The organism is Cupriavidus sp. USMAHM13, assembly GCF_001854285.1.
Classification (GTDB): domain Bacteria; phylum Pseudomonadota; class Gammaproteobacteria; order Burkholderiales; family Burkholderiaceae; genus Cupriavidus; species Cupriavidus malaysiensis.
In genome coordinates this window covers 553,534-579,493 of sequence record NZ_CP017752.1, presented here as the reverse complement: position 1 = coordinate 579,493, position 25,960 = coordinate 553,534, and the positions used below count along the sequence as shown (strand labels likewise).

The following is a 25,960-nucleotide window of genomic DNA, read 5'->3' as shown; positions in this document are numbered from 1 at the left end:
AGGCGGCGCGAGGTGGCGCGAGGTGGCACTCATCCGCCGGCACGGACGGTGGCCCGCGCGCCGGGGTCTTGCCCACCTTTTCTTTCTTTTCCTGGCTAAGGGACAACCCTAGTCTCGCTTCTCCGTCAGAGGCGCTATATTTTGTTTTCGTTCCATTTGTGGATCATAGTTTTATATATGAAACAAAACAAACGGCCGGCAGCAGCAAGAAGCGGCAACTGCCGGGCACAGGAGCGTGCGCCGAAGGCGGAGGGAAGACAGCAACCATGATCGAGATCGAGTTCCGCAAGGTCGGCAAGCGTTTCGTCGACCGCCAGAGCGGCGCGCTGCGCAGCGCCGTCAGCCACCTGGACATCCGCATCCGCAGCGGCGAGGTGGTGTCCATCATCGGACCGTCGGGCTGCGGCAAGAGCACGCTGCTCAATATGGGCGCCGGGCTTTACCTGCCCAGCGAAGGCGAGGTCTATGTCGGTGGCGAACGTGTCACGCGACCCGTCAAGAAGGTCGCCTTCATGCTGCAGAAGGACCTGCTGATGCCATGGCGCACGATCCGCGCCAACGTCGAGCTGGGCATGGAGATCGACGGTGTGCCGGCCGCCGAGCGCCGCCGCGTGGCCGACGAACTGCTGGCGCGTTGCCACCTCAAGGGTTTCGAGCAGCACTACCCGTACCAGCTTTCGGGTGGCATGCGCCAGCGCGCGGCGCTGGCCCGCACGCTGGCCGTCGACCCCCAGGTGCTGCTGCTCGACGAGCCGTTCTCCGCGCTCGATGCGCAGACCAAGATGGTGCTGCAGCAGGATCTGGCGCGCATGCTGCACCAAGGCCGCAAGACGGCGCTGTTCATCACGCACGACCTGGTCGAGGCGATCGCGCTGTCGGACCGGCTGCTGGTGATGAGCGAACGGCCCGGCACCATCATCGAGGAGATCGTGATCGACCTGCCGCTGCGCGAGAACCCGCTCGAGCGCCGCAAGCTGCCGCAGATCGGGCCGCTGCAGGGCCGCCTGATGGAACTGCTCAAGGTCGGCAGGGAGAGCGCCGCGCTGCACTAGCCGCGCGCTCGTCCGATGCACGACCCACGACAAGCCAAGCTGCCAGACACCACGACAAGGATCCCCCGCATGTCCAAGCCACTGACCGCATCGCTCGCCTGCGCCGCCGCGCTGCTCGCCACCGTCGCCGGCGGCGTCCAGGCCGCGCCCGAGGAAGTCACCTACCTGCTGCCTGCGCCGCCCAACCTGCCCGCCTTCGCGCCCTGGATGATCGCCCAGCAGAAGGGCTACTACGCTGACGAGAACATCAAGGTCACCTTCGTTGCCGCCAGGGGCGGCGTCGACGTGGCCAAGCAGATCGGTGCCGGCAACGCCATCATCGGCGGCGCGATCGGCGATACGCCGATCATCGTGCGCGCCAACGGCGTGCCGGTGAAGGCGGTGGCGGTGCTCGGCGCCGGTGCGCTGACCCAGCTCGCCGTGCACCAGGACGAAGGCATCAGGTCGGTCAAGGACCTGAAGGGCAAGACGGTCACCGTGATGGCCTATGCCGACACCACCTACTACGCACTGCTGGGCACGCTGCGCAAGGCGGGCCTGGGCAAGGAGGACGTGCCGGTGCAGGCGGCCGGGCCGGCCGGCGTGTGGCAGCTGTTCGCGGCGAAGAAGGCCAGCGCCATGGCCGGCGCGCCCGAGTGGGTCGTCAATGCCGCCGAGGCGGGCGCCAAGGTCGAACTGCTGCCCGCGCAGGACAGCTTCAAGAGCATGGCGCAGGCCATCCTCGCGTCCGACGAGGCCATCCGCACCAGGCCCGAACTGGTGCGCAAGCTGGTGCGCGCCACCCTGCGCGGCATGGACGACATCGTCAAGGACCCGAAGGCCGCGGCGCAGGTCTACGCGCAGGCGGTGCCGACCTTCAAGGGCAAGGAAGCCACCGTGGAGCGCATCTTCGCGCTGTATCGCCAGAACGTCTATGCCGGACAGAAGCCGCTGGGGATCATCGACGGCGCGCGCCTGGAAGCGGTGCAGAAGTTCTACGTCAGCGAAGGCATCGTGGCGCGCGCCACGCCGGTGAACGAGCTCTACACCAACCAGTTCGTCGGAGGCCGGTGATGGACGGCGCCACCACGACCACTTCCGCCACGTCCGCGGCTGCGCCGCCGGAGCCGCGCGCACGGCTGCTGCGCAGCGCGCGCGTGCGCGCCGGCCTCGGCAGCGTCGTGCTGCTGCTGGCCTTCCTCGCCGCCTGGCAGTGGGGACCGGGATGGCTCGGCATGCCGGAGTTCATCCTGCCCAGGTTCTCGCGCGTGGTGGCCGAGTCGCTGCGCATGTGGGAGCAGGAAAGCCTGTTGCGGCATTTCGGCATCACCGCCTTCGAAGTCATCGTCGGGTTTGCCCTGGGCTCGCTGCTGGGCCTGGCGGTCGGCGTGGTGCTGGGGCTGTCGCCCACCACCGAATCGGTGCTGTCGCCCTACATCCTGGCCCTGCAGATCGCACCCAAGGTAGCCTTCGCCCCGCTCTTCGTGATGTGGCTCGGCTATACCATCTACCCGAAGATCCTGGTGGCCATCCTGATCGTCTTTTTCCCGGTGATGATCAATGTGCTGTCCGCGGTGCGCACAGTCGATCCCGACATGGTCAACCTGGTGCGCACGCTGAACGCGGGGCGCTGGCAGATCTTCCGCCTGGTGGAGTTTCCGTCGGCGCTGCCGGCGCTGTTCTCCGGCCTGCGCATCGCTTCCACGCTGGCGGTGATCGGCGTGACGGTGGGAGAACTGGTCGGCGGCAACCAGGGCCTGGGCTTCCTGCTGGTCGACGGCGAAGGGCAGGGCAATACCGCCGCCGTGTTCGTCTCGATCGCGGCGCTGACCTTGATCGGCGTGGTGGCCTACGCGGCCGTGGTGTGGGCCGAGCGCAGGCTGCTCCACTACCTGCCGCGCGCGGCGGTCTCGACGACATGAAGGCCGCGGTCCTGGTCATGCGCACCGCGTATGGCCTCACCCTGGCCGCTGCGCTGGCCGCCGGCCCGGCGCGGGCGGACGGTGCGCTGCCAGCGTGCAAGCCGTTGCGGCTGGTGGTGCCGTTCCCCGCGGGCGGGCCCGCCGACCTGCTGGCGCGCGCGCTCGGCCACGCCATGCAGGAGCGCCATGGCATGGCGGTACTGGTCGACAACAAGCCGGGGGCCAACGGCAACATCGGCATGGATGCGGTGCGCCGCGCCGCCGGCGACGGCTGCACCCTGGCGGTGGTCCCGGCCGGCAACCTGACCATCAATCCCACGCTGATGCCGGCGCTGCCCTACCAGGTGGCACGCGACTATCGCTCGGTCGCGCTGCTGGCCGGCTCGCCCAACGTGCTGGCCGTGCATCCCGCCGTCAAGGCGCGCAGCGTGGCCGAACTGGTGCAGCTGGCGCGGCGCGCCGGTCCGCCGCTCGGCTTCGCCAGCCCCGGCGTCGGCAGCGGCCTGCACCTGGCGGGCGTGCTGTTCGCGCAGAAGGCGGGCGTCACCTTGCTGCACGTGCCCTACAAGGGCACCACGCAGGCGCTCAACGACGTGGTGGGCGGCCAGGTGCCGATCCTGTTCGGCACCCTGCCCACGCTCGCGCCCTTCCTGCAGTCCGGCGCGCTGCGCGCGCTGGCCGTCACCCAGGCGCGCCGCTCGCCGGCCGCACCGCAGATCCCGTCGCTGGCCGAGCAAGGCATCACCGGCGTGGAAGTGAGCTCCTGGTATGCATTGATGGCACCGGCGGGAACGCCGGCGCCGGTGGTCGACGCGCTCAGCCGCGAGGTGCGCGCGGTGCTGGCCTTGCCCACGGTGCGCGAGGCCTTGCAGCACCAGGGCATGGAGCCGGCCGACGAGGCGGACGGTGCCCCGCGCGCGCTGGACGCGCGCATCCGCGCCGAGACGGCGGCGTGGGCTGCGCTGATTCGCAAGCACGGGATCCGGGCGGAGTGAGGTGGGGCGCGGGGCGGGGATCTTGCGCTGGCGGGGAGGCTTGGGTTTGTGTGCCGGGTCACGTCGGTGGCTTCATCCGGTGCTTGCAGCTTGGACTACACCGTTGGTTTCATCCGGCGCTCGCGTGCTGGATCACACCGTTGGCTTCGCTGGATGTTGCGCCTTGCTAAACCACCCCTCTCCCCCGCCCTCGCCCCATGAGGGGAGAGGGAGCCAAGACCTTGTGCTTGGCGATTGGTGTTGGCGCATCCTGCCGGCTTCGTCCAGCGCGTCGGGTTCCGCACCGCGCTGTTTGGCTCCCCTCTCCCGCTTGCGGGAGAGGGGCCGGGGGAGAGGGCAGGCGCTGGCGCGTAGCGAATCCAGTTGATCTACCGCGAGCGAAACCCCCGCTATCGCCGCAGCCGACCCGGGTCGCCCAGCCAGGCCGACACATCGCGCGCCGCCCGCTTGACTTCCCGCTCCGCGCGCTCGCGCAGCGTGCCGTCCTGCTCGAAGCGCTGGGCCGGGCCGGCCACGCTGATGGCGGCCACGGTCTTGCCGGTGGCATCGCGCACCGGGGCCGCGCACGAATCGATGCCCGGTTCGTAGGCCGAAAAGCTCCAGGCGCAGCCGCGCTCGTGGTCGGCCGCGAGGATCTCGCCCAGCCGCGCGTAGCTGGCGGGGCTTTGCGGCGTCGCCGTGACCAGCGGCTCGGCGCCCAGGCGCTCGCGCTGCTCGTCCTCGGAGAGTCCGGCCAGCAGCATGCGCCCGGGAGTGGTCAGGTGGGCGGGCACGCGGCTGCCGACCTGGATGTTGCTGACCAGCGAGGCGGCCGGCATGTGGCGCAGCAGGTAGAGTGCATGGCCGCCGTCCAGCACCACCAGGTAGGCGGAGAGCTGCAGGCTGTCGGCCAGGCGCGGCAGCACCTGGCGGGCGAAGCCCACCAGGTCGCTGCCGGCCAGTACCCGCGACGACAGCTTGAGCAGTTCCAGCCCGGCCTGGTGGCCGCCCTGCGGCAGGGCGTCGAGCATGCCTTCGTGCTCTAGCGTGGCGAGCAGGCGCATCACGGTGACGCGGTTCACCTCGATGCGGCGGCCGACCTCGCTCAGGTTGGCGGTGGAGCCGCCTTCGGCAATGAAGCGCAGCAGGCGCAGCGCCCGTACCACGGGCGAGACCAGTTGCGTTTTCTCTTCGGCATCGCCATCGGCGTCGGCCGGCTCGGCGGCATGAGGGAGGGGAGAGGCGGATGCGGGCTTGCGCGCCCGTGCGCCGGTCGGCTTGGCTGGTGTCTGCATGGTTCTGCGTTGGGACCGGCGCGCTTGCGTCATCAGGCCAGGGGCGCGCGCCAGGCGTCGTAATCGTACACCCAGTCGGCATTGCTCCCCTCCTTGAGCCAGTGGTTGCCGCGCGAACCGATCTGGATGCGCGCGGTGCGCTCGAGGCGCGCGGCCTGGTAACGCTGCAGCGCGGCGGGCACGTCATCGCGCCAGGTGTCGAGGCAGCGTGCCAGTACCACCGCGTCCTCGACCGCCTGGCCCGCCCCTTGTGCCATGAAGGGCATCATCGGGTGGCAGGCGTCGCCCAGCAGTGTGCAGCAGCCCACTGACCAGCGCGGCAGCGGGTCGCGCACGTACAGCGCGGAGATCAGCACCTCGTCGCAGGCGTCGAGCAGCGCGCGCGCTTCCGCATGGAAGCCGGCGTAGGCCGCTCGCACGTCGGCGACCCGCCCCGGCGTGGTCCACGATTCGTGGCGCCAGCTTTCCTGCGCGACGGTGGCGAAGACAAAGATGTCGCGGCCGCGGTTGAGCGGGAAGGTGACGATCTGCGAGGTCGGCTGCGGTCCCCACCACTTGGTGAAGGCGTCGAGGTTGGGCACGCCGGCCAGGCGCTCGGCAGGCACCACGGCACGGTAGGCGACCTGGCCGGTGAAGACCGGGCTCTCCTGGCCGAACAGCGCGGTGCGCACCACCGAGTGGATGCCGTCCGCGCCGATCAGCACATCGACGTCGTCGCTGCTGCCATCGGCGAAGCGCAGCGTGGCGCCCTGCTCGCGCGGCACCACGGCGGTGGCCTTGCGGCCGAGCTGCACGCATGGCGCGGGCACCGCCTGCTCCAGCGCGTGCATCAGGTCGGCGCGGTGCATGGTGAGCTGCGGCGCGCCGTAGCGGGCTTCGGCCGCCTCCGACATCGGCAGGCGCGAGGTTTCCTCGCCGCTGTCCCAGGTGCGGCTGATGCGATGGCTCGGTCGTGCCGCCGTCTCGCGCAGCGCCGCGCCGACGCCCAGTCCGTCGAGCGCACGCACCGCGTTGGGCGTCAGGTTGATGTCGGCGCCCACGCGCGCGAAGCGTACCGCCTGTTCGTACACGACCACCTCGTGGCCGAGCTGGCGCAGTGCGATGGCCGCCGCCAGTCCACCGATGCCGGCGCCGTTGATGCCGATTCGTTGCCTTGCCATGTCTTCCTGCCTTCCTTGCGTTTGCCTGCCCGCCACGCTTGGCGTTGCACGGCGGATATGTGATATGTTCAAAAATGAACGTAATGTTCATAAAAATACTATTCAGATGGGAGAACGTCGTCAAGCAAAAGCGCGCGGAAGCCGTCGGTCATGGCGGGACCGGCACATGGGCGGGGTTTGCGGTGATGCCGGCGGCGCGCAGGGGCGGGTCTCCACGCGATCGGGGTCAGGCAGGCATAAGGGGGAGCGTCTCGGGCCGCAGCCAGGGGGGAGGGAAGGCGGGAGGGGCGGGGGCGGCCAGGCGCTGCGGTGGGTGCCTGGCCGGGCCGGCTCAGTAGGGGCCGGCGGGGGTGGCGCCGGTGGGCGCGGCCGCAGCCGCGTCCGGCAGGAAGTCGCGGGCGAGCGCGCGCGTGGCGCTGGCGAGCAGGCGCACGTCGAGCCCGACCGCGACGAAGGTGCAGCCCAGCGCGAGATAGCGGCGCGCCAGCACCGGGTCCGGCGTCAGCGTGCCGGCGGCCTTGCCGCTGGCGACGATGCGGCGGATGGCGTCCTCGATGGCGGCCTGCACCTCGGGGTGGCCCGGGTTGCCGCGGTGCCCGAGCGAGGCGCTCAGGTCGGCCGGGCCGATGAAGACGCCGTCCACGCCATCGACGGCGCAGATCGCCTCCAGGTTGTCGAGTGCCTGGCGGGTCTCGGCCTGCACCAGCAGGCAGGCCTCGGCATCGGCGCGGTCGAGGTAGTCGCGGCGCAGGTCCCAGCGCGAGACGCGCGCCACGCCGCTGCCCACGCCGCGCATGCCGGCGGGCGGATAGCGCATGGCCGAGACCAGCCGCCGTGCCTGCTCGGGCGTGTCCACCATCGGTACCAGCAGCGTCTGCGCGCCGATGTCGAGCAATTGCTTGATCAGCGCCGGGTCGCCGTGCGGCGGCCGTACGATGGGATGCGACCGGTAGGGCGCGGCGGCCTGCAACTGGGCCAGCACGTTGCGCACATCATTGGGCGCGTGCTCGCCGTCGAGCAGCAGCCAGTCGAAGCCGGCGGTGGCGCACAGCTCGGTGCTGTAAGGATCGGGCAGCGAGATCCACAGGCCGATCTGCTGGCGGCCGGCCGCGATGGCGGCCTTGAAGGCGTTGTCGTAGGTCATGGTGGCATGGTCTCCGGAGACGGGCTGGCGGCACGGCGCATCGCGCCTCAGGCGCGCGCGTGCCGTGCCAGGTTGCCCTGGCAAACATACTTGGTGTGCAGGTAGTCGTCCAGGCCGTAGCGCGAACCCTCGCGCCCGTAGCCCGACTCCTTGATGCCGCCGAAGGGCGCCGCCTCGCTCGACAGCGCGCCTTCGTTCACGCCCACCATGCCGGCCTCGAGCGCCTGGGCCACGTCCCAGACGCGGGCGATGTCGCGCGAGTAGAAGTAGGCGGCAAGCCCGTAGGGTGTCGCATTGGCCAGGGCGATGGCCTCGGCCTCGGTGGCGAAGCGGAACACCGGCACCATCGGGCCGAAGGTCTCTTCGTGGTTGAAGCGCATATCCGCGGTGGCGCCGGCCAGCACCGTGGGCGTGAAGAAGTGGCCGTGCGGCGCCTCGGCGCAATCGTGGCGGGCGCCGCCGGTGACCAGCCGGGCGCCCTTGGCCAGGGCGTCCTCGACATGGTGCTGCACCTTGGCCAGCGCGCGCTGGTTGATCAGCGGGCCGATCTCGGCGCTGCCGCCGTCTGCCGGTCCCACGCGCAGCGCCGCGACGGCGCGCACCAGCGCGGCGACGAAGGTGTCGTGGATGCCGTCCTGCACCAGCACCCGGTTCGGGCACACGCAGGTCTGGCCGGCATTGCGGAACTTGGCCGCCATCAGGCCGGCCACGGCGGCATCGACGTCGGCATCGTCGAAGACGATGAAGGGGGCATTGCCGCCCAGCTCCAGCGAGACCTTCTTCAGCGTATCGGCGCTGGCGCGTGCCAGGTGCTTGCCCACCGCGGTGGAGCCGGTGAAGGAGATCTTGCGCACGCGCGCATCGGCCAGCCAGGCATCGGCCACCGCCGGCGTCTGCGCGCGCGAAGCGGGCAGCACGTTGACCAGGCCCGCCGGCGCGCCGGCCTCCTGCAGCAGCCGGGCCAGCGCCAGCGCCGTCAGCGGCGTGTCTTCGGCCGGCTTGGCCACCACCGCGCAGCCGGCGGCCAGCGCGGGCGCGATCTTGCGTGCCAGCATCGCCAGCGGGAAGTTCCACGGCGTGATGGCGGCCACCACGCCGACCGGCTCCTTGAGCACGAACAGCTGCTTGCCGGCCTGCGCCTGCGGCAGGATGTCGCCATGGATGCGCTGCGCCTCTTCGGCGAACCACTCCACGTACGAGGCGCCGTACAGCACTTCGCCGCGGCTTTCCGCCAGCGGTTTGCCCTGTTCCAGCGAGATCAGGCGGGCCAGGTCTTCCTGGTTGGCGAGGATGGCGGCGTGCCAGCGCTTGAGCAGCGCGGCGCGTTCGCGCGAGGTGGCGTGCCGCCACGCGGCGAAGGCGCGCTGCGCGGCGTCGACGGCGGCGGCGGCGTCGGCCGTGCCGCAGTCGGGCACTTCCGCCAGCAGCGCGCCGCTGGCAGGATCGGTCACGGCGAAGCGGCGGCCGTCGGCGGCGTCGCGCCAGGCGCCGTCGATCAGGCAGCGCGAGACCAGCAGTTCAGGGCGGGCGAGGGCCAGGGTGGCGGGCAGCGTGGGAGCAGGGGTCGAAGACATGAGGGCGATCGGCAGGAAAGAAGGAAAAGGGTGCCGCGCGGCAGGGCCGCGCGGTGGTGGTGCAAGCAGGGGGGGCGGCTGCGCGGCGCGGGCCCGCTCAGCTGACGATGCCGAGGTGCCAGGGCACGAACTCGCCGTCGCCCAGGCCGAGCGCCTCGCTGCGCGTGGTCTCGCCGGAGGCGGCGCGCAGCAGATGGGCGAAGATCTCTTCGCCCATCTGCTGCACCGTCAGCTCGCCGTCAAGCACGCGGCCGCAGTTGATGTCCATGTCGTCGCGCAGCCGCTCGAACATCGGCGTGTTGCTGGACAGCTTCAGCGTCGGCGCGGGCTTGGAACCGAACATGGAGCCGCGCCCGGTGGTGAACAGGATCATGTTGGCGCCGCTGGCGATCTGGCCGGTGACGGCGCAGGGATCGTAGCCCGGCGAATCCATGAAGACGAAGCCGGCGCGGTCGATCGGCTCGGCGTACTCGTAGACTCCCTGCAGCGGCGTGGTGCCGCCCTTCATGGCGGAGCCGAGCGATTTCTCGAAGATGTTGGCCAGGCCGCCCTGCTGGTTGCCGGGGCCCACCACGCCGTTGAACTGGCCGTTGTGGCCGCGCGTGTACTCCTTCCACCAGGCGATGCGGTCGAGCAGCTTCTGCCCGACCTTGGGCGTCACCGCGCGCCGGGTCAGCATATGCTCGACGCCATAGATCTCGGGCGTCTCGGACAGGATGGCGGTGCCCCCGTGGCGCACCAGGATGTCCATGGCCGCGCCCAGCGCCGGATTGGCGGTGATGCCGGAGAAGCCATCCGAGCCGCCGCATTCGAGGCCGACCTTGATATGGCTGGCCGGCACCGTCTGGCGTACCGCCGCGTCGGCGCGCGGCAGCATCTCGCGCACGGCTGCCACGCCGGCCTCGATGGTGGCGCGCGTGCCGCCGGTCTCCTGCATCACCAGCGTGCGCAGCAGGGTGCCGCCCTCGCCGTCGCGCAGCGCCTGCGAATCGACCAGGTCCGCGACCTGGTTGCGCTCGCAGCCCAGCCCGACGACCAGCACACCGGCCAGGTTGGGGTGGCGCGCGTAGCCGGCCAGCGTGCGGCGCAGCACGTCGAAGTGCAGGCTCGGCGAGGACATGCCGCAGCCGCTGCTGTGCTGGAAGGCCACCACGCCGTCGACGTTGGGGAAGCCGGCCAGGCGCTCCGGCGTGAACCACTCGGCGATCTTGCGGATCACGGTGGCCGAGCAGTTCACCGAGGACAGGATGCCGATGTAGTTGCGCGTGCCCACGCGGCCATCGGCGCGCACGATGCCCTGGAAGGTGGCGCGCGCGTGCTCGGGCACGTAGTCGACCGGGCGCACGTCGGTGCAGAAGGCCGGCTCGCGCTCGAACTCGACGAAGCGCAGATTGTGCGCATGGACGTGCTCGCCCGGCGCGATAGCGCGCGCGGCCAGGCCGATCACGGTGTCGTACTTGCGCACCGGCGTGCCGGCGGCGATGGCTTCGGCGGCCACCTTGTGGCCCGCCGGCACCTGGGCGCGCAGGCGCAGCACGCGGCCGTCGACCTCGACGTTCTGGCCGAGCGCCAGCGGCGCGCGCGCGATCACGATATTGTCCCGCGCGTGCAGGCGGATCAGCGCGCGCGAGAGGTCCTTGGTGGTGTCCTGGGTGGCGGTGGTCATCGGGCTTTCTTCGTGTGGCGCTGGTGATCAGCCCAGCATCTGCTTGAGGTTGAGCCGTTCGATCAGCTTCTTCTCGTGTTCGTAGTTGTCGGCGACGAACTTGCGGTACTCGTCGGCGTCCTGGTACATGACGATGGCATCGATCTTCTCGCAGGCCGCCTTGAATTCCGTGCTGAGGATGGCGCGGCGCAGCGCCTCGCGCAGCTTCAGCGCGATCTTCGGGTCGAGTCCGCGCGGCGCGCCGATGCCGTTGGGCGCATCCATCACCACGTGGTAGCCGAGTTCCTTGAGCGTGGGCGTGCTGCCGAAGCGCGGCAGGCGCTGCGCGCCCCAGGTGGCGAGCAGGCGCAGCTTGCCTTGTTCCACATAGGGCGCCCAGGAGCTGGAGTCGGCCAGCAGGTCGACCTGGCCGCCGAGCAGGTCGGACAGGGCCGGCGCGCCGCCCTTGTAGGGGATGTGGTTGAGCTTGATGCCGGCATTGAGCGCGAACTCTTCCATGCCGACGTGGGTCTGGCCGGCGACGCCGGCGGTGGCGTAGTTGACCTTGCCGGGGTTGGCGCGGGCGTAGGCCACGAGGTCGGCCAGCGTCTTGAAGCGCGCGTCGCTGCGCACCACCATGCCGAAGGTCTGGCCCGAGGCGCGCGCCAGGTAGGTCAGGTCCTTGAGCGGGTCCATCTGCACCACGCCGAGCTGCGAGAAGCGGGTCACCGAGAGCGGGATCTGGCCGATGGTGTAGCCGTCCGGGCGGGCGTTGGCGAGTGCCTTGGTGCCGATCATGCCGGAAGCGCCGGCACGGTTGTCCACCACGATGGACTGGCCCAGCTCGCGCCCCGCCAGCTGCATCAGCACGCGCATGGTCACGTCGGCGGTGCCGCCGGCCGGCCACGGGCAGATGAAGGTGATCGGACGCGAAGGATAGTCGCTCTCGGCCGCCAGCGCGGACGCGGCGGGGAGCATGCCGGCAAGGGTGCCGGCGGCACCGAGCAGCAGTTGCCGGCGCCCCGGCTTGAATGTGCTGTCTTGCATGTCTGTCTCCTGTGGGGGGCCTTGATGGGGCAAGCAGGTGCCATGCGCCGTGGCCGCCCTCGGCGGCGCATGGGGGAGGGGTCAGGCGGCCAGCGCGTCGGCCGCGGTGCCCGCGCCGACCAGCCGGGCGATGGCTTCGCCGACCTCGGTGGTGCTGGCGCCGCCGCCCAGGTCGGGCGTGCGCGGGCCCTGCGCCAGCACGGTCTCGATGGCGCCCAGGATGGCATCGTGCGCCTGGCGGAAACGTGCATCAGGCGCGCCGTCCCCCGCGCGCGCGCCGCCGAGGAAATCGAGCATCAGCGCGCCCGACCAGATCATGGCGACCGGGTTGGCGATGTTCTTGCCGTAGATGTCGGGCGCGGAGCCATGCACCGGCTCGAACAGCGAGGGAAAGCGGCGCTCGGGGTTCAGGTTGGCCGAGGGCGCCAGGCCGATGGTGCCGGCGCAGGCCGGGCCCAGGTCGGACAGGATGTCGCCGAACAGGTTGGAGGCCACCACCACGTCGAAGCGCGTGGGCTGCAGCACGAAGCGCGCGGTCAGGATGTCGATGTGCTGGCGATCGACGGCGACGTCGGGATACTGCACCGCCATCGCATCGGTGCGTTCGTCCCAGTAGGGCATGCTGACCGCGATGCCGTTGGATTTGGTGGCCACGGTCAAATGGCGGCGCTGGCGCGCGCGGGCCAGCTCGAAGGCGTAGCGCAGCACGCGGTCGGTGCCGTGCCGGCTGAACACGGATTCCTGCAGCACCACCTCGCGCTCGGTGCCTTCGAACATGCGGCCGCCCAGCGAGGTGTATTCGCCCTCGGTGTTCTCGCGCACCACCAGGAAGTCGATGTCGCCGGGCTTGCGGTTGGCCAGCGGGCAAGGCACGCCTTCGAACAGGCGCACCGGGCGCAGGTTCACGTACTGGTCGAACTCGCGGCGGAACTTGAGCAGCGAGCCCCACAGCGAGACATGGTCGGGCACCTTGTCGGGCCAGCCGACCGCGCCGAAGTACAGCGCGTCGCAGCCTTCCAGCTGCGCGCGCCAGTCAGGTGGCATCATCGCGCCGGTCTGCAGGTAGTAGTCGCAGTGGGCCCAGTCGAAGTGGACGAATTCCAGGTCGAGCGAGAAGCGCGCCGCGGCGGCCTCGAGCACGCGCAGGCCTTCCGGCATCACTTCCTTGCCGATGCCGTCTCCGGGGATGACGGCGATGCGCAGCGGGGCCTTGGGGGATAAGGTCATGGAGGAATCTGGTTCGCAGTAGGAGGATCGGCAGCCATGGTAAAGCCGGCCCGGCGGAATATAATCAGCCGGATCGTGAAGCGATAAAACACGATCCGTGAAGAATGAACTGCTCAACGAAGACCTCCGTGTCTTCATCGAGGTGGCGCGCCGGTCCAGCTTTTCCGCGGCCGCGGAGGCGCTGGGCGTGTCGCCGGCCTACATCAGCAAGCGCATCCATATGCTGGAGGCGGCGCTTTCCGTGCGCCTTTTCCACCGCACCACGCGCCGCGTGGTAGTCAGCGAGGACGGCGAACGCGTCTACGCGCTGGCGCAGCGCATCCTGGACGATATCGACCACCTCTACGAGGAAGTGTCGAGCACGCGGCGCAACCCGCGCGGCCTGCTGCGGGTGTGCTCCAGCTTCGGCTTCGGCCGCAATGTGGTGGCACCGGCCATCTCGCAGCTGGTGCGGCAGTATCCGGCGCTGCAGGTGCGCTTCGAGGTGTTCGACCGCCTGGTCGACGTGGCCACCGAGGGCTTCGACCTCGACATCCGCGTGGGCGACGAGATCGCCCCGCACCATATCGCGCGGCGCCTGGGCTCCAACCATCGCGTGCTGTGCGCGGCGCCGGCCTACCTGGCCCGGCGCGGGCAGCCGCGCACGCTGGCCGAACTGGCCAGCCACGACTGCCTGGTGATCAAGGAGCGCGACCACCCCTTCGGGGTCTGGAAGCTGCGCGACGGACAGCAGGAGCAGACCGTCAAGGTGACCGGGCCGTTGTCGTCCAACAACGGCGAGATCGTGGTGCGCTGGGCGGTGGACGGCCACGGCATCGCGCTGCGCTCCACCTGGGATGTCGGGCCGCAACTGGCCAGCGGCGCGCTGGTGCAGGTGCTGCCGGACTACCGGCAGGACGCCAATATCTGGGCGGTCTATCCGTCGCGGCTGACCACCTCGGCCAAGATCCGCGTCTGCGTGGAGTTCTTCGAGGCTTATTTCCGCCAGCGCGGCGATCCGGCGGCGGCCTGAGCACGGCCGGCACGGCACGCTGCGGCTGGGCATTGTCCGCGACGCTGCCTATGATGGAGACGGCGCGGCGCGCGCGGCCCCATTGCTGTGGTGCGCGGCCGTGTGCCGTCACCGCATTGCAGCCAAGACGAGGGCGCCATGTCAAACCATACCTACAAGCTGGTGGAGATCGTCGGTTCCTCGCCGGAGGGCACGGACAAGGCCATCCAGAATGCCATCGCCAAGGCGAGCGAAACCATCAAGCATATCGACTGGTTCGAGATGGTGGAGATGCGCGGCCACATCGTCGACGGTACGGTGGCGCACTTCCAGGTGACGCTGAAGATCGGCTTCCGCGTCGACTGAGCGAGCGCGGCGGGAGCGGCGCGGCGCTCAGCCGCGCGCGGCGTGCGGCAAGGCGTCGTGCAGCGGGCCGTAGAGGCGGCGTAGCGCCGGCTGTGGCGCCTCGCGCAGGTAGGCCAGCGTCTTCTCGAGGAAGGCGGGCGTGGCGCTGTCCGGCACGCGCCGGATCCACCTGCCGGCCTCGGCCTCGCGGCCTTGCAGCGCGAGCAGGCGCGCGTGGTTGAACTGCCCGCGGAAGTCGCCGCCCTCGGCGGCGCGGCGGTAGTGCTCGGCCGCCTGGGCCAGGTCGCGCTCGACTTCCCAGCCGTCTTCGTAGAAGCCGCCGATGATATTGAGCGACTTGGCATGGCCGAGTGCCGCCGCGCGCCGGTACCAGTCCAGCGCCTGCGCGCGCTCGGGTGCGACGCCGCGGCCCAGCGTCAGCGCGGTGGCCAGGTTGTACATGCCCCAGTCCGAACCGCGCTCCGCCGCCAGCTGGTACCAGCGCGCGGCGGCGTGCGCGTCCTGCGGCGTGCCCCAGCCATTCTCGTAGCAGCGTCCCGCCAGATTGGCGGCGCCGGCGTGGCCGGCGTGCGCGGCATGCTTGAACCAGGCGAAGGCGCGCGCTTCGTCGCGCGCCAGTCCGCGCCCGGCGAGGAACCACTGGCCCAGCAGGGCCTGCGCGTCGAGATGGCCGGCCAGCGCGGCGGCGCCGAGCCAGGGCAGTGCCTGGGCGGCGGGACCGCACAGCTTGTCGCGCAGGGCGGCGGGGCCGAGCTGTTCGAGTTCACCAGGGGTGGCGGGGCGGAAGGGCAGGTCGAGCATGGCGGAGAAGGCAGGCGCCCCGGCCCCGCCGCAAGGCAGGACCGGGGCACCGGACACGCGGCGCGTGCCGCAGGCGGTCGGGCCGGTCGGGCGTTCAGAAGCGCACGTTGGCGCTGAAGATGAAGGCGCGGCCGGGCGCCATGGTGGCGTAGTGGCTGGCGTAGGCCTGGCTGTAGTAGACCTTGTCGGTCAGGTTCTGCACGTTGAGCTGCAGCGCCAGGTTCTTGTTGACCCGATAGCTGGCCATGGCGTCGAAGCGCCAGTACGACGGCACCCATTTGTTGGTCGACTCGTTGCCCCAGATCTTGGATACGTAGTAGGCGCCGCCGCCCAGCGTGAACTTGGGCAGCACCTGGTAGGTGGTCCACAGGCTGAAGCTGTCGTCCGGCGTGTTGGGGAAGGAGGTGCCGTTGGCGAGGCCGAAGGCCGCGCCGGCGCCGCCCGCGTTGCGCAGTTCACTCTTCAGGTGGGTGTAGCCGCCGAACACCGCCCAGTCGTTGGTGACGTTGCCGGAGAAGCCCAGCTCGAAGCCCTGCACGCGCTTGTCGCCGGCCATGGCCGCGGTGCCGTCCTGCAAGGTGATGCGGGCATTGGTGGTGTCGATGCGGAACAGCGCGGCGGTCAGGGCCAGGCGTCGCTGCAGCGGCTCCCACTTGGCGCCCACTTCGTAGGCGCGGTTCTTCTCGGGCGCCAGCATGGCGCCAATGTTGCCGCTGCGGTCCGGGCCCAGCGCATTGCCGTCGCTGCCCTGGGTCAGGAAGGAGCCTGCCGGGGTCGACGAGGTGCCGAAGGAGGCGTACAGGCTGACCGTCTCGACCGGCTTGAAGACGATGCCCAACTGGTAGTTGAACAGATTGTCGGTGCGGCCGAAGTCGGTGCGCACGCCCTTGCTGTCCGCGGCGGAGGTGAAGTTGGCGTCGTAGCGGTCGTAGCGGATGCCGCCGTTGACCAGCCAGTGCTTGCCCAGCTCGACCGAGTCGAACAGGTAGACCGCCGCCGTGTTGGTCTTCGAGTTGGTCGGGTTGTTGGCGCGCGAGATGGCGCCGGACCACGGATCGAAGGGATTCGGGTTGAGCAGCGTGGTGCAGTTGTAGCCGCCGGCGGCGCCCGGGCCGCTGGGGCAGCGGTTGCTGCCGGTGGCCACGTTGTAGCTGTCGTTCTCGCTCTTCTCCTGCGCGAACTCGATGCCGAAGGCGTACTTGTGCTTGGCGAAGCCCGTCTGCACGGTGCCGGACAGGTCGGTCTGGTTGGCGATGGTGTTGACCGTGGAGACGCGCGTGTTGGCGCGGCGCCAGACCATGCCGTAGTAGATGTTGCCCTGGCTGTCGTCGGGCTGGGTCCAGATGAAGTCCTGGTGGGTGCGGGCCACGCGCGTCTGGTTGCGGAACTTGAGCGCCGGGCTGAAATCGTGCTCGAAGCGGATCGTGCCCATGTCGGTCTGGTCCTTGCGGAAATCGCGGTTGGCCAGGCCGTAGTAGGTGTTGCGCGGCACGCTGATCGGCGAGCCGTCGCCGGCAAAGCTGGTACGGGCGATGCTGTCGCTGCGCCGGTTGAAGGTCGGGTTGTTGTACGGGATCCCGGTGTCCGGGATGTCGTTGGACTGCATGTGGTAGTACGCCAGCGTCAGGCGCGTGTCGGTGCCCAGGCCGAAGGCGACGGTCGGCGCGATGCCCCAGCGCGACTGGTTGGCCACGTCGCGGCCCGGCACGTCCTGGTCATGCACCATGGCGTTGAGGCGGAAGGCCCCGTGGTCGGAGAACTTCCAGTTGCCGTCGGCGGTGGCGCGCTTGTAGTCGGCGTTGCCGAGACTGACATTGCCCTCGGCGAAGTTCTCCAGGCGCGGCGCCTTGCTGGTGATGTTGATGCTGCCGCCGGCGGAGCCGCGGCCGTCGTAGGCGCCGGCCGGACCCTTGGTCACTTCCACCGTCTCGACGTTGAAGATCTCGCGCGATTGCGAGCCGATGTCGCGGAAGCCGTCGAGGAAGGTGCTGGCCTGCGCGTCGTAGCCGCGGATGAAGGGGCGGTCGCCGACCGGGTTGCCGCCCTCGCCGGCGCCGAAGGCGATGCCGGGCACGGTGCGCAGCACGTCGGTGAGGCTGGCCGAGGCGGTGCTCTGGATCACTTCCTGCGGAATCACGGTGATCGAGCGCGGCGTGTCGAGCAGCTTGTCCGGGTTCTTGATCGAAGAGGTGGAGTCGACCTTGAAGTTGCTGTCGCCGGTGCCGCTGACCGTCACCGCCGGCAGTTCAGCCGCGGCCACCGTGGCGCTGCCGGCCGACTGCGCGGCCACCGGTGCTGCCGCCACCGCCATGCCGACGGCGCCGGTCAGGCGCGGAACGGCGTGCTTCCTCTTGCTTCTGCTGACAACCACTGCAGTCGACACGATCCTTCCCTCTTTAGTTTTGTGAATCATATTAAGAATGAGAAGGATTATCATTTGCTGCCTGGATGTAAGTCAAGTGATACATCCAGGGCCGATGTGTCGTCTATGTATCGAGAATGGGTGACAAGGCCTGCACTTGACGTGGTGGTGGAAGCACGTGCGGGCATCCTGCGCCGGCCTGTGCCATCACCTGCCGCCACCACGTCATGCGCATGCCGCGAGGCGGGGCCGCCGGCCGAGGCAGCCGGCGCGCGGCCCCGGCGGGCCTCAGTCGAACTGGTAGGAGTAGATCGCGTTCAGCCGCGGCGAGCGGTGCGACGCGTTGATGGGCTTGTCGCCGACCGGTTGTGCGATCGACAGGTCCAGCGTGTAGTAGCGGCGGTCGGAGAAGCGCACGCCGAGTCCTACCGAGGCCAGCGAACGGTGCGTCAGCACAACGCTGTTGGAGAGCACGCGCGCCATGTCGCCGATGACGTAGGGCTGGACCGTCTTCAGGTAGGCCATGTCGAGCGTGAACAGACGATTGAATTCGAGCGAGGCGCCCCAGCCCTTGTCGCCCGCCACTTCGCCGGCCGGATAGCCCAGGCCGAACATGCGGCCGCCGAAGCTGATCTGTTCGCTCGAGGCCAGCCGCTGCGCGCTGAACTGGCCCGCCGCCGACACGGTCATGCCGAAGCCGGCCGGCAGGTCGTTCGACTGCGAGGCCTGCAGCCGGGTGCGGAAGAAGCTGAGGTCGTTGGTGGTGTTCTCGCGCGAGGCGCCGAGCCCGGCGATGCCCTGGTACAGGCCCAGCATCAGGGTGCGCGTCTGGCCCTGGCTGCGCTGCACGTAGTTGGCCTCGGCGCTGACCACGCGCACGCGCGTGCCCAGTGTCACCTGCTGCCCGGTGGCCGTGCCGGTATAGCGTTCGAACTGGTCGACGCCGTAGATGCCGCCGGTGGCGATCAGTGTCTGCGCGTTGCTGAGCAGCAGCGGGTAGGCGAGGCTGGCGCCGATGCGCTTGTTGTCGTTGACATAGCGCGGATCGATGCCGAGCGGCGCCAGCGTCGCGTTCTCGGGCACGCCGCGGTAGTGCGAGGCGGTCACGCGCGCCACCATGCCCTCGGTGCCGATCGGCTGCGCGTAGTTGGCCGCGTAGTACTCTTCCTTGTTCGGGCCCTTGGGAAACAGGGCTGACACCGAGACCTGTTCACCCAGCGGCGACAGGCTGTTGGCGGTGAGCGTGGAGATCGCGCGCAGCCCCGGCGACATGTACTCGATGCCGGTGCCGAAGGTGACGGGCTTGCGCTTGATGTCGAGCACCAGCTCGCAGGCGCCATCGGTGGTCTGCGGCGGCTGCACGGTGGCCGCCACCTGCATGCCCGGCTGCAGGCCGAGCACGTTGGCATAGTGTTCGAAGGTCTCGCGGCGCAGTGGCTTGTCCTGCATCAGCCGTTCGCCGATCGCGCGCAGGCGGTCCTCGGCCGCGCCGGCCTTGCCGCGGATGGTGATGGTCTTGACATAGCCTTCGACCACCGTGACCAGGACGTTGCCGTTCTCGAAAGTCTGCGCCGGCACGAAGGCGAACGAAAGCGGGTAGCCGCGCTGCTGGTACATCTGCGTGACTTCGTTGGCGGCTTCCAGCAGTTGTGCGACGGTGATCTCGTGGCCGGCCAGCGGCGCGAACTTCGCGGCGATCTCGGCGAAGGGGATGGTCTTGACCCCTTCGATCTGGAACTTCTGCGGCGTCAGCCGGCTTTGCAGCAGGTGCTGCAGCGCGGCATCGGGACGTTCCACCTGGATCGTGACGTTGCTGCCGGCGGGCCGGCTCGGCTCGATCTTCGGCAGGGTCTGGGTCGGGTCGCCCTGGACCGGGCTGCGCGGATCGGAATAAGAGGCCTGGCAGACGCCGAGGCCGATCAAAAGCGTGGCGACACGAGTACGTGCTCGCATGGTGATACCCCTGTTTCTAAAGTGTCGCGGCTATGACGCGATGTGCCGCTGAAGACGGGGGTGCCGCTGTCCCCGCCTTCTCCTTGCGGCCATCGCGCTGTTCTACGGATCGACTGCTTTCCTGATTGCCTTGCCGGTGACCGCCGGCGCCTGCGGCGCCGGCGTGCCGCCTAGTGCTTGCTGCCGCCCAGGCCGCCGAGCAGGCCGCCGAGCAGGTTGGTGACGGGCGCCAGCGCGCCGCCGCTGCCCGACGTGCCGGACGAACCGCCGGTGCTGCCGGTGCTGCCCGACGTGGCGGCGCCGACGCCGCTCGTGAGGCTGGAGACCAGGTTGGTCACCGGCGCCAGTGCACCGCCGCCGGCGCCGGCGGTGCTGCCGACCGACCCCACCGCTCCGACCGCGCCGGTGACCGTGCCGACCACGTTGCCGACCAGGCTGGTGACCGGCGCGAGCGCGCCGCTGCCGGTATTGCCGCCGGTGGCGCTGCCGAGGGCGCCGGTCAGGCTCGAGACCAGGCTGGTGACCGGCGCCAGGGGGCCGCTGCCGGCGCTGCCGCCGGTAGCGCTGCCGAGGCTGCCGGTCAGGCCCGAGACGAGGCCGGTGACAGGGGCCAGCGGGCCCGAGCTGCTGCCCGAGCCGCCGGCCAGGCCGCCGAGGCCGCCGAGGCCGCCCAGTAGGCTGGTCACCGGTGCCAGCGGGCTGCTGCCCGAGCTGCTGCCGTTGGCGTTGTAGAGCACGCCGCCCAGCGACGCGACCGTGGTGCCGGTGCCGGTCACGATGCCGCCCACGCCCGATACCACCGGCGTATTGGTCTGCTTGAGCGAAGTGCCGGCGACGGCGAGCGCGCCGCCGACCGTGGCCAGCAGGCCGTTGACCGGCTGGCCGAGGCCGGTCGCGGCGCCCAGCGTCTGGGTGGTGCTGGTCAGTTGCGAGGTCAGCGGCACGATGGCCTTGCTGACACCGCTGGTGAGCTGTTCGACCGGGCCGGTCGACAGCACGGTGCCGAGCTGGGTGCCCACGTTGCCCACCGTGCCGCCCAGCTGCGTCACCAGCGAGCCGACCGGCGTGGTCACCGGCGCCAGCGGCGAGAGCGGGCCGCTGCCCAGGCCGCTGACCGCGCTGCCGACGTTGCTGACGGCGTTGCCGACCTGGTTCACCACATTACCGGTGCTCGCCAGCGTCGTGCCGAGCGGGTTGGCCGCGTTGGGCATGTTGCCCAGGCCGTTCTGCAGGCCGGTCCCCAGCGCGTTGACGGCGGCGCCAAGCGAGCCGACCGCGTTGCCCAGGCCCGTCTGGGTCTGCGACGACACCACCGGCAGGCTGGCGCCGGAGATCGCCTGGCCGAGCTGGCCGACCGTGCTGCCGGCCGCGTTCACGACCGAGCCGGTGCTGTTGACGATGGAGCTGGTGGGCGTCAGCGAAGTGGTGGAGCCGCCATTGTTGCCGCCGTTGTTGCCGCCGTTGTTGCCGCCGTTGTTGCCGCCGTTGTTGCCACCGTTGTTGCCACCGTTGTTGCCACCGTTGTTGCTGCCGCTGCCACCCGTTCCGTTGCTGCCGCTACCGTTGCTGCCCGTGCCGTTGCTGCCCGTGCTCGAACTACCGCCGGAGTCCGTGCCGAGGGAGGTGGAGCCGCTGCCGCTGGCGCAGCCGCCCAGTGCCAGCAGCGTGGTCAGCAGCGATGCCAGGACGATGTGTTGTTTGCGCATGATGTTCTACCCCTCGAAATGGATGTGAATCTCTTGACGTGTGCGCGCCCTGTTTGCGGCGCGTGTGGCGGGGTAGAGCGCAAACGCTGTGCCAGCGCGTGCGTGGCGGCTGGCCGGGCCGGGCGGCGGCGCCGGGCGGTTGGCCGTAATGCCTTGTGCTGCAAGGGTTTACGGCTGGCAGGCAAGCATCGTTGAGGGTGGTTTGAAACGGTCGCGAGCGGTTGTTCCGCCGTTACGTGTTACGTAACGTCGCGGCCAATCTCCGAAACATCGGCGTGCTCGCAGGTCTGCTGCACACGGCGACGGCATGGCGGGGCTGCCGCATCGCCATGCGCTGGTGTGTTTCGTGGCGAGGGGAACATGTTACGTAGCACGTAACGTCCGCCGAGCTGTCGGGCACCGCTCTTTGCATGCCCGTGAGAACCCCCCTTAACGTCGGGGAAGCCGCATGGCGCAAGGCCGCGCGGGTAGCGGGCCGGGCCGCCGCCGATGCGCTCGGCGTGGTTGGCACGCTGCTTGCGGCTGTGGACTCCGACGAGTCTGCACCCCGGGGTGATTCGGATGCGAAACCCGCCTGACCAGGGCGATCGCGCAGGGGGCGGCGAACTCGCCCGCGGACCAGCCGCACCGATCAGACAGCGCCCCCTTGGCAAAGACGTGGCGGGGGAGACAAAGGAGAAAACCATGAACGCATCGATCCGACCCATTTCCACGCAACCCGCGCAGCGCGTGCTGGCACTTGCCTGTGCCGCGGCCCTCGCCATGCTGGCGGGCTGCTCTTCCGGCGGCTCCGGCAGCGGCGCGACGCAGGATTCCCAGACCACGCCGACCACGCCCGTCAATCCGCCGAACGTGACGACGCAGAGCACGCCGCTCGGCCAGGTGTCCAGCGGCGCCGGCAATACCGTCATCGCCGCCGGCAATGCCGTCACCGATATCGGCAAGCAGTTGCAGAACACCGCGCTGCCGGTGGTGCCGACCGCCGCGCGCAATGCGCTGGGCGATACCGTGGCCAATGCCGGCGGCGCGGTGGGCGCGCTCGGCGCCGGGGTGCGCGATGGCCTGGGCAAGATGGGCTCGGTCAGCGATCCGCTTGGCGTGACGGTGGCCAGCACCGGCAACGTCGTGACCAAGCTGGGCAACACGGTGTCGAGCGCAGGCAATGTGGTGACCGGCCTGGGCACCGAGACGCTGTCGCCGCTGGCGCCGGTGACCACGCCGGTCGGCAGCCTGGTGAGCCAGGTCGGGGCGGTCGTCGCCGATGGCGGCGGCAAGCTCGGCAGCGTGCTGTCCACCGGGCCGGTGGCGCAGCTCACCAGCACGGCCAGCAAGGCCATCGTACCGCTGACCACGCAGCTTACCAATGCCACCCAGGGCATCGGCGCCGCCACCGGCCTCGGCCAGCCGGTCAACAGCCTGCTGGGCACCGTGGGCAACAACCTGGCCAGCGTGGGCAGCCTGGTCACCAACAGCAATGCGCCGCTGGTGTCGAGCCTGGGCGGCGTCGTCACCGAAGCGGGCAGGACCGTGGCCGGCGCGGGCGTCCTGCTGCATGGCGACGGCAGCACCACCAATCCGCTCGGCGGCCTGCTCGGCGCGCTGCCGCTCAGCGGCCTGACGGGCAGCGGCGCCAGCAGCAATCCGCTGGCGCCGGTGACCGGCCTGCTCGGCGGACTCACCGGCGGCAGCACGGGCGGCAATCCTCTGTCTCCCGTCACCAGCCTGCTGGGCGGCCTCGGCGGAAGCTCCAGCGGCTCGAACCCGCTGGCGCCCGTGACCAACCTCGTGTCGAGCCTGACCAGCGGCCTCGGCGGTGCCGCCGGTGCCGCCGGTGGCGGCAGCGGTGCACTGCCGGTGAAGACCGTGCTCACGCCGGTCACCGGCCTGCTCGGCAGCGCCACCGGTGCGGCAGGCAGCGCCACTACGGGCACGACCGGCACCACCGGATTGCCCCTCGTGTCGAGCCTGCTGGGCGGCCTCAGCCACTGAGCGCTACCGCATCACCCGAATGCGGTAGACCCCGACGACTTCATGGTGCGTTGACGTCTTTACCCCGCGGCGGCGCATCCTTTTCTTCCCTCCCATGCATGCAGTGCCGGTCTTCGCGGGCCGGTACTGTGGCAGGGGTCCGTTCGCACATCATTCAAACTCTGATTTCAAACGGGTGTCCTCTTAGGTGTCCTCTTCTAAGCTGTTCCCCGCCCCCTCGACTAGGGGGTGTATAAGGCAGGCGGCGTGACATATAAAGATGGCACCAGTGGTATCGCTCGCTGTGACAGCCTGGCCATAAGAGCCAGGCGACAGCGAACAGATAAGCGGACGCTGGATGATGCAGTGCTTATTTTTGGGAGTGTGACCTCATGAAAAATTCCATTCAGCGTTTCCTTCGGGACGAGCGCGGCGCAACGGCCATCGAGTATGGTCTGATCGCCGGTCTGATCGCTATCGCGATCGCCACCGCAGTCAGCGGCCTCGGCACCAACCTCACGACATTCTTCAACGGACTGGCCGGCAAGGTTTCGGCCTGGGCATCAGGCGCCACCAGCGCAGGCTGAGGCCACGCCACTGTCGCCCTGATGCTGTTCGTTGCCGTGCTGTTCTGCGCGGCAATCGTCTGGACCGACTTCTTACACCGTAGAGTTCCCAACACCGTGCTGGCCGCGGCGCTTGCCGCCGCCTGCATGGCGCTGGTGTTCGGCCCTTCGTCGCAGCCGGCGCTGTCATCGCGCCTGCTGGGGATGGGGCTGGGCTTCGTCGTCACCTTGCCGGTCTACGCCCTCGGGCGCATGGGCGCGGGTGATGTGAAGTTCCTCGCGGTGGCGGGTCTGTTCAGCGGTGCCGCCGGCCTGCCTGCCGTCTGGATCGTGGGCAGCCTGCTTGCGCTGGTGCATGCGCTGCTGGCGCGATCCGACCGGGTCGCGCTGGTGGTTGCGCGCGCTTCGCAATGGCGCAGTCGCACGCACGGCAACGCGCAGCATCAGGTCCGCCTTCCTCAACCGTTCGACGCCCGGCGCGGCATTCCCTACGCGGCCTATCTCGCCATGGGACTGCTCGCGTGGCTGCTGCGCGCGCAGTAGCGCGTGCCGCAGCACATGCCGCGAGGTGCGCGCTGCAGCAAGGCGCGGCACCGCGCGGCGCCTGATGCGCGATGAAGCGGCACGATGAAGCGACACACCACGGAACGCGGTAAAGCCTGAACGATCCAGGCCGATATCTGCAGCAGGATCGGCGCCGCCGGTTCGGCGCGGCAAGACTCATCAACCGGATAGCGTATGCCTTTGCGGGGATCGTCAATCACGCGCGCACGCACCTCGGGCGTGGCGGCGCTGGAATTCGCCCTCATCCTGCCATTGATGCTGACCATCATCGTCGGCATTGTCTACTACGGCGTGGTGATGGCCTTGCAGCAGGTGCTGACGCTGGCGGCCGAAGAGGGCGCGCGTGCCGCGCTGCGCTACCCCAGCGGGGCCAGCGCCAACACGGCGGCAGCCACGCAGGCGCTGCGGGTCAGCGCCGCCTCGGCCACCGCGGTCGCCGCGCTGCCCACCTCGCTGGCTTCGCTGCTGTCGAGCAGCAACGTGGCCCAGGCCGCCAACTGCACGGCGCCGGCCGGCGCGGTCTGCGTCAACGTCACGCTGAACCTGCCGACCAGCAGCATCCTGCCCACCATTCCGCTGATGCCGGTGCCGGCCACGCTGACCGGAACGGCCGTGGTGCAACTGTCGCCAGACACATGATGGCCGGACACATGACGAAGACACCTGCCGCGGCGGCGCCTGGCCTGCCGCCACGAACCTGCTCCCCGAACCGGATTCCAGCATGACCAGCAAACAGATCAAGATCATGGCCATCGTGCTGCTCGCGCTTGCCGCGTTGCTCGCGCTGATGGCCTGGCAGGTGGGACGCAAGCCGCATGAGCCTGCGGCGCCGGCGCAGGCGGTGGCGGCACGGCATCCGGTGGTGGTGACCGCCAAGGCGATCGAGGCCGGCAAGCCGGTGCCGGCCGACGCCCTCAAGGTGGAGATGCTGCCGATCGAGCCGGCGGACTCCTACGCCGAGGTCGGCAAGGTGGCCGGCAAGGTGCCGCTGGTCGCGCTAGGGGCGAACGTGCCCGTGCTCGCTTCCCATCTGCTGCGCGGCCTGGCCGCGCAGGTGCTGCAGGGCGAGCGTGCGGTGGCGATCAACGTGGACGAGATGGTCGGCGTCGGCAACCAGGTCCAGCCGGGCGATTTCGTCGATGTCTTCCTGGTGCTGCGGCGCGACAACCAGGAAGTCGACGGCAGCCAGGCGCGCCTGCTGCTGTCGCGCCTGCGCGTGCTGGCCTATGGCGCCAGCACGGTGACGCAGACGGCCCAGCCGCAGGAACAGATGATGGTGCGCCAGGAAGGCGCCAAGACCGCCGTGCTGGCGGTGCCGGTGGAGCAGGTCAACAAGCTGGCGATCGGGCAGCAGGCCGGGCGCCTGCTGCTGGCGCTGCGCAATCCGAAGGACGAGACCACGCCCGATGCGGGCCTGTTCGCCGAGCCGCCGCCGGTGCTGAAGGCGAAGGGCAAGGCCGGCGACGACGGCCTCGCGCCTGCGGACCGCGCCGCCGCCGGGCTTGCGCTGAGCGGGCTGGTCGGCGCTTCCGCACCGCATGCGGCCGCGCGCCCGCTGCCGGCCGCTGTGCCGCGCCCGCCGCGTTCCGCCGCCGCGCCGTCGGGCGTGGAGGTGATCCGCGCCGGCAAGCGCGATATCGAATGAAGGCGGCCTTGCCATGACA

At 70.0% G+C, this 25,960-nt stretch carries 22 protein-coding genes; 11 read left to right on the top strand and 11 right to left on the bottom strand.

All coding sequences use genetic code 11. The features are described 5' to 3' along the window. Positions 1-266 precede the first annotated feature (266 nt). The 4 genes from BKK81_RS20965 to BKK81_RS20950 all read left to right on the top strand — a co-directional run bounded on the left by BKK81_RS20965 (position 267) and on the right by BKK81_RS20950 (position 3,948). Positions 267-1,052: an ABC transporter ATP-binding protein gene (locus tag BKK81_RS20965; protein ID WP_071017392.1), complete on the top strand. Its 786-nt coding sequence runs from the start codon at positions 267-269 to the stop codon at positions 1,050-1,052. A 69-nt stretch (positions 1,053-1,121) separates the two neighbouring features. Then, on the top strand, positions 1,122-2,105 hold the full coding sequence (locus BKK81_RS20960) for an ABC transporter substrate-binding protein (protein ID WP_071017390.1): 984 nt from the start codon (positions 1,122-1,124) through the stop codon (positions 2,103-2,105). Further along, positions 2,105-2,953, top strand: a complete 849-nt coding sequence (locus tag BKK81_RS20955; protein ID WP_156811413.1) for an ABC transporter permease — start codon at positions 2,105-2,107, stop codon at positions 2,951-2,953. The genes BKK81_RS20960 and BKK81_RS20955 overlap by 1 nt, the downstream gene beginning before the upstream one ends. Then, a complete protein-coding gene (locus BKK81_RS20950) occupies positions 2,950-3,948 on the top strand; it encodes a tripartite tricarboxylate transporter substrate binding protein (RefSeq protein ID WP_071017388.1) in 999 nt (332 codons plus the stop codon). The genes BKK81_RS20955 and BKK81_RS20950 overlap by 4 nt, the downstream gene beginning before the upstream one ends. Before the next feature lie 389 nt (positions 3,949-4,337). Here the strand turns inward: BKK81_RS20950 and BKK81_RS20945 are convergent, their stop codons facing one another. From BKK81_RS20945 to BKK81_RS20915, 7 genes are all read right to left on the bottom strand, one after another. Continuing rightward, the gene (locus tag BKK81_RS20945) at positions 4,338-5,222 is read right to left on the bottom strand and encodes an IclR family transcriptional regulator (RefSeq protein ID WP_083384314.1); all 885 of its coding nucleotides are present in this window, start codon (positions 5,220-5,222) and stop codon (positions 4,338-4,340) included. A gap of 32 nt (positions 5,223-5,254) precedes the next feature. Next, on the bottom strand, positions 5,255-6,382 hold the full coding sequence (locus BKK81_RS20940; protein WP_071017387.1) for an FAD-dependent monooxygenase: 1,128 nt from the start codon (positions 6,380-6,382) through the stop codon (positions 5,255-5,257). A gap of 331 nt (positions 6,383-6,713) precedes the next feature. Further along, on the bottom strand, positions 6,714-7,526 hold the full coding sequence (hpaI, locus tag BKK81_RS20935) for a 4-hydroxy-2-oxoheptanedioate aldolase (RefSeq protein WP_071017385.1): 813 nt from the start codon (positions 7,524-7,526) through the stop codon (positions 6,714-6,716). A 47-nt stretch (positions 7,527-7,573) separates the two neighbouring features. Next, positions 7,574-9,100, bottom strand: coding sequence for an NAD-dependent succinate-semialdehyde dehydrogenase (locus BKK81_RS20930; protein ID WP_071017384.1), 1,527 nt, complete (start codon positions 9,098-9,100; stop codon positions 7,574-7,576). Positions 9,101-9,197: 97 nt separating this feature from the next. Further along, the gene (locus tag BKK81_RS20925; protein ID WP_071017382.1) at positions 9,198-10,766 is read right to left on the bottom strand and encodes a UxaA family hydrolase; all 1,569 of its coding nucleotides are present in this window, start codon (positions 10,764-10,766) and stop codon (positions 9,198-9,200) included. A gap of 27 nt (positions 10,767-10,793) precedes the next feature. Then, complete coding sequence (locus tag BKK81_RS20920) at positions 10,794-11,792, bottom strand: Bug family tripartite tricarboxylate transporter substrate binding protein (RefSeq protein WP_071017380.1); 999 nt, start codon at positions 11,790-11,792, stop codon at positions 10,794-10,796. Positions 11,793-11,873: 81 nt separating this feature from the next. Next, complete coding sequence (locus BKK81_RS20915; protein WP_071017379.1) at positions 11,874-13,019, bottom strand: tartrate dehydrogenase; 1,146 nt, start codon at positions 13,017-13,019, stop codon at positions 11,874-11,876. A gap of 97 nt (positions 13,020-13,116) precedes the next feature. Here BKK81_RS20915 and BKK81_RS20910 point away from each other — a divergent pair, with 97 nt between their 5' ends. Next, entirely contained in the window at positions 13,117-14,031 is a 915-nt protein-coding gene (locus BKK81_RS20910) for a LysR substrate-binding domain-containing protein (protein WP_071017377.1), read from the top strand. A 138-nt stretch (positions 14,032-14,169) separates the two neighbouring features. Beyond that, positions 14,170-14,376 (top strand): dodecin, encoded by a 207-nt coding sequence (locus BKK81_RS20905; protein WP_071017376.1) that lies wholly within the window; start codon positions 14,170-14,172, stop codon positions 14,374-14,376. Between the two features lie 27 nt (positions 14,377-14,403). Here BKK81_RS20905 and BKK81_RS20900 read toward each other — a convergent pair whose 3' ends face one another. From BKK81_RS20900 to BKK81_RS20885, 4 genes are all read right to left on the bottom strand, one after another. After that, on the bottom strand, positions 14,404-15,177 hold the full coding sequence (locus tag BKK81_RS20900) for a tetratricopeptide repeat protein (RefSeq protein ID WP_083384313.1): 774 nt from the start codon (positions 15,175-15,177) through the stop codon (positions 14,404-14,406). Between the two features lie 94 nt (positions 15,178-15,271). Beyond that, positions 15,272-17,488 carry a TonB-dependent siderophore receptor gene (locus BKK81_RS20895; protein WP_083384312.1) on the bottom strand — a complete coding sequence of 739 codons (2,217 nt, stop codon included), beginning with the start codon at positions 17,486-17,488 and terminating at the stop codon, positions 15,272-15,274. Positions 17,489-17,827: 339 nt separating this feature from the next. Next, positions 17,828-19,492, bottom strand: a complete 1,665-nt coding sequence (locus BKK81_RS20890) for a ShlB/FhaC/HecB family hemolysin secretion/activation protein (protein ID WP_071017372.1) — start codon at positions 19,490-19,492, stop codon at positions 17,828-17,830. Positions 19,493-19,662: 170 nt separating this feature from the next. Beyond that, positions 19,663-21,198: a collagen-like triple helix repeat-containing protein gene (locus tag BKK81_RS20885; protein WP_071017370.1), complete on the bottom strand. Its 1,536-nt coding sequence runs from the start codon at positions 21,196-21,198 to the stop codon at positions 19,663-19,665. A 684-nt stretch (positions 21,199-21,882) separates the two neighbouring features. Between BKK81_RS20885 and BKK81_RS20880 the strand changes: the two genes are divergently transcribed. From BKK81_RS20880 to cpaB, 5 genes are all read left to right on the top strand, one after another. After that, positions 21,883-23,187, top strand: coding sequence for a collagen-like triple helix repeat-containing protein (locus tag BKK81_RS20880; RefSeq protein ID WP_071017368.1), 1,305 nt, complete (start codon positions 21,883-21,885; stop codon positions 23,185-23,187). Between the two features lie 371 nt (positions 23,188-23,558). Then, positions 23,559-23,753: a Flp family type IVb pilin gene (locus tag BKK81_RS20875; RefSeq protein ID WP_071017366.1), complete on the top strand. Its 195-nt coding sequence runs from the start codon at positions 23,559-23,561 to the stop codon at positions 23,751-23,753. A 21-nt stretch (positions 23,754-23,774) separates the two neighbouring features. Then, positions 23,775-24,275 (top strand): A24 family peptidase, encoded by a 501-nt coding sequence (locus tag BKK81_RS20870; protein ID WP_071017364.1) that lies wholly within the window; start codon positions 23,775-23,777, stop codon positions 24,273-24,275. Between the two features lie 195 nt (positions 24,276-24,470). After that, positions 24,471-24,935: a TadE/TadG family type IV pilus assembly protein gene (locus tag BKK81_RS20865; RefSeq protein WP_071017363.1), complete on the top strand. Its 465-nt coding sequence runs from the start codon at positions 24,471-24,473 to the stop codon at positions 24,933-24,935. An 82-nt stretch (positions 24,936-25,017) separates the two neighbouring features. After that, the gene (gene cpaB / locus BKK81_RS20860; protein WP_071017361.1) at positions 25,018-25,941 is read left to right on the top strand and encodes a Flp pilus assembly protein CpaB; all 924 of its coding nucleotides are present in this window, start codon (positions 25,018-25,020) and stop codon (positions 25,939-25,941) included. Positions 25,942-25,960 lie beyond the last annotated feature (19 nt).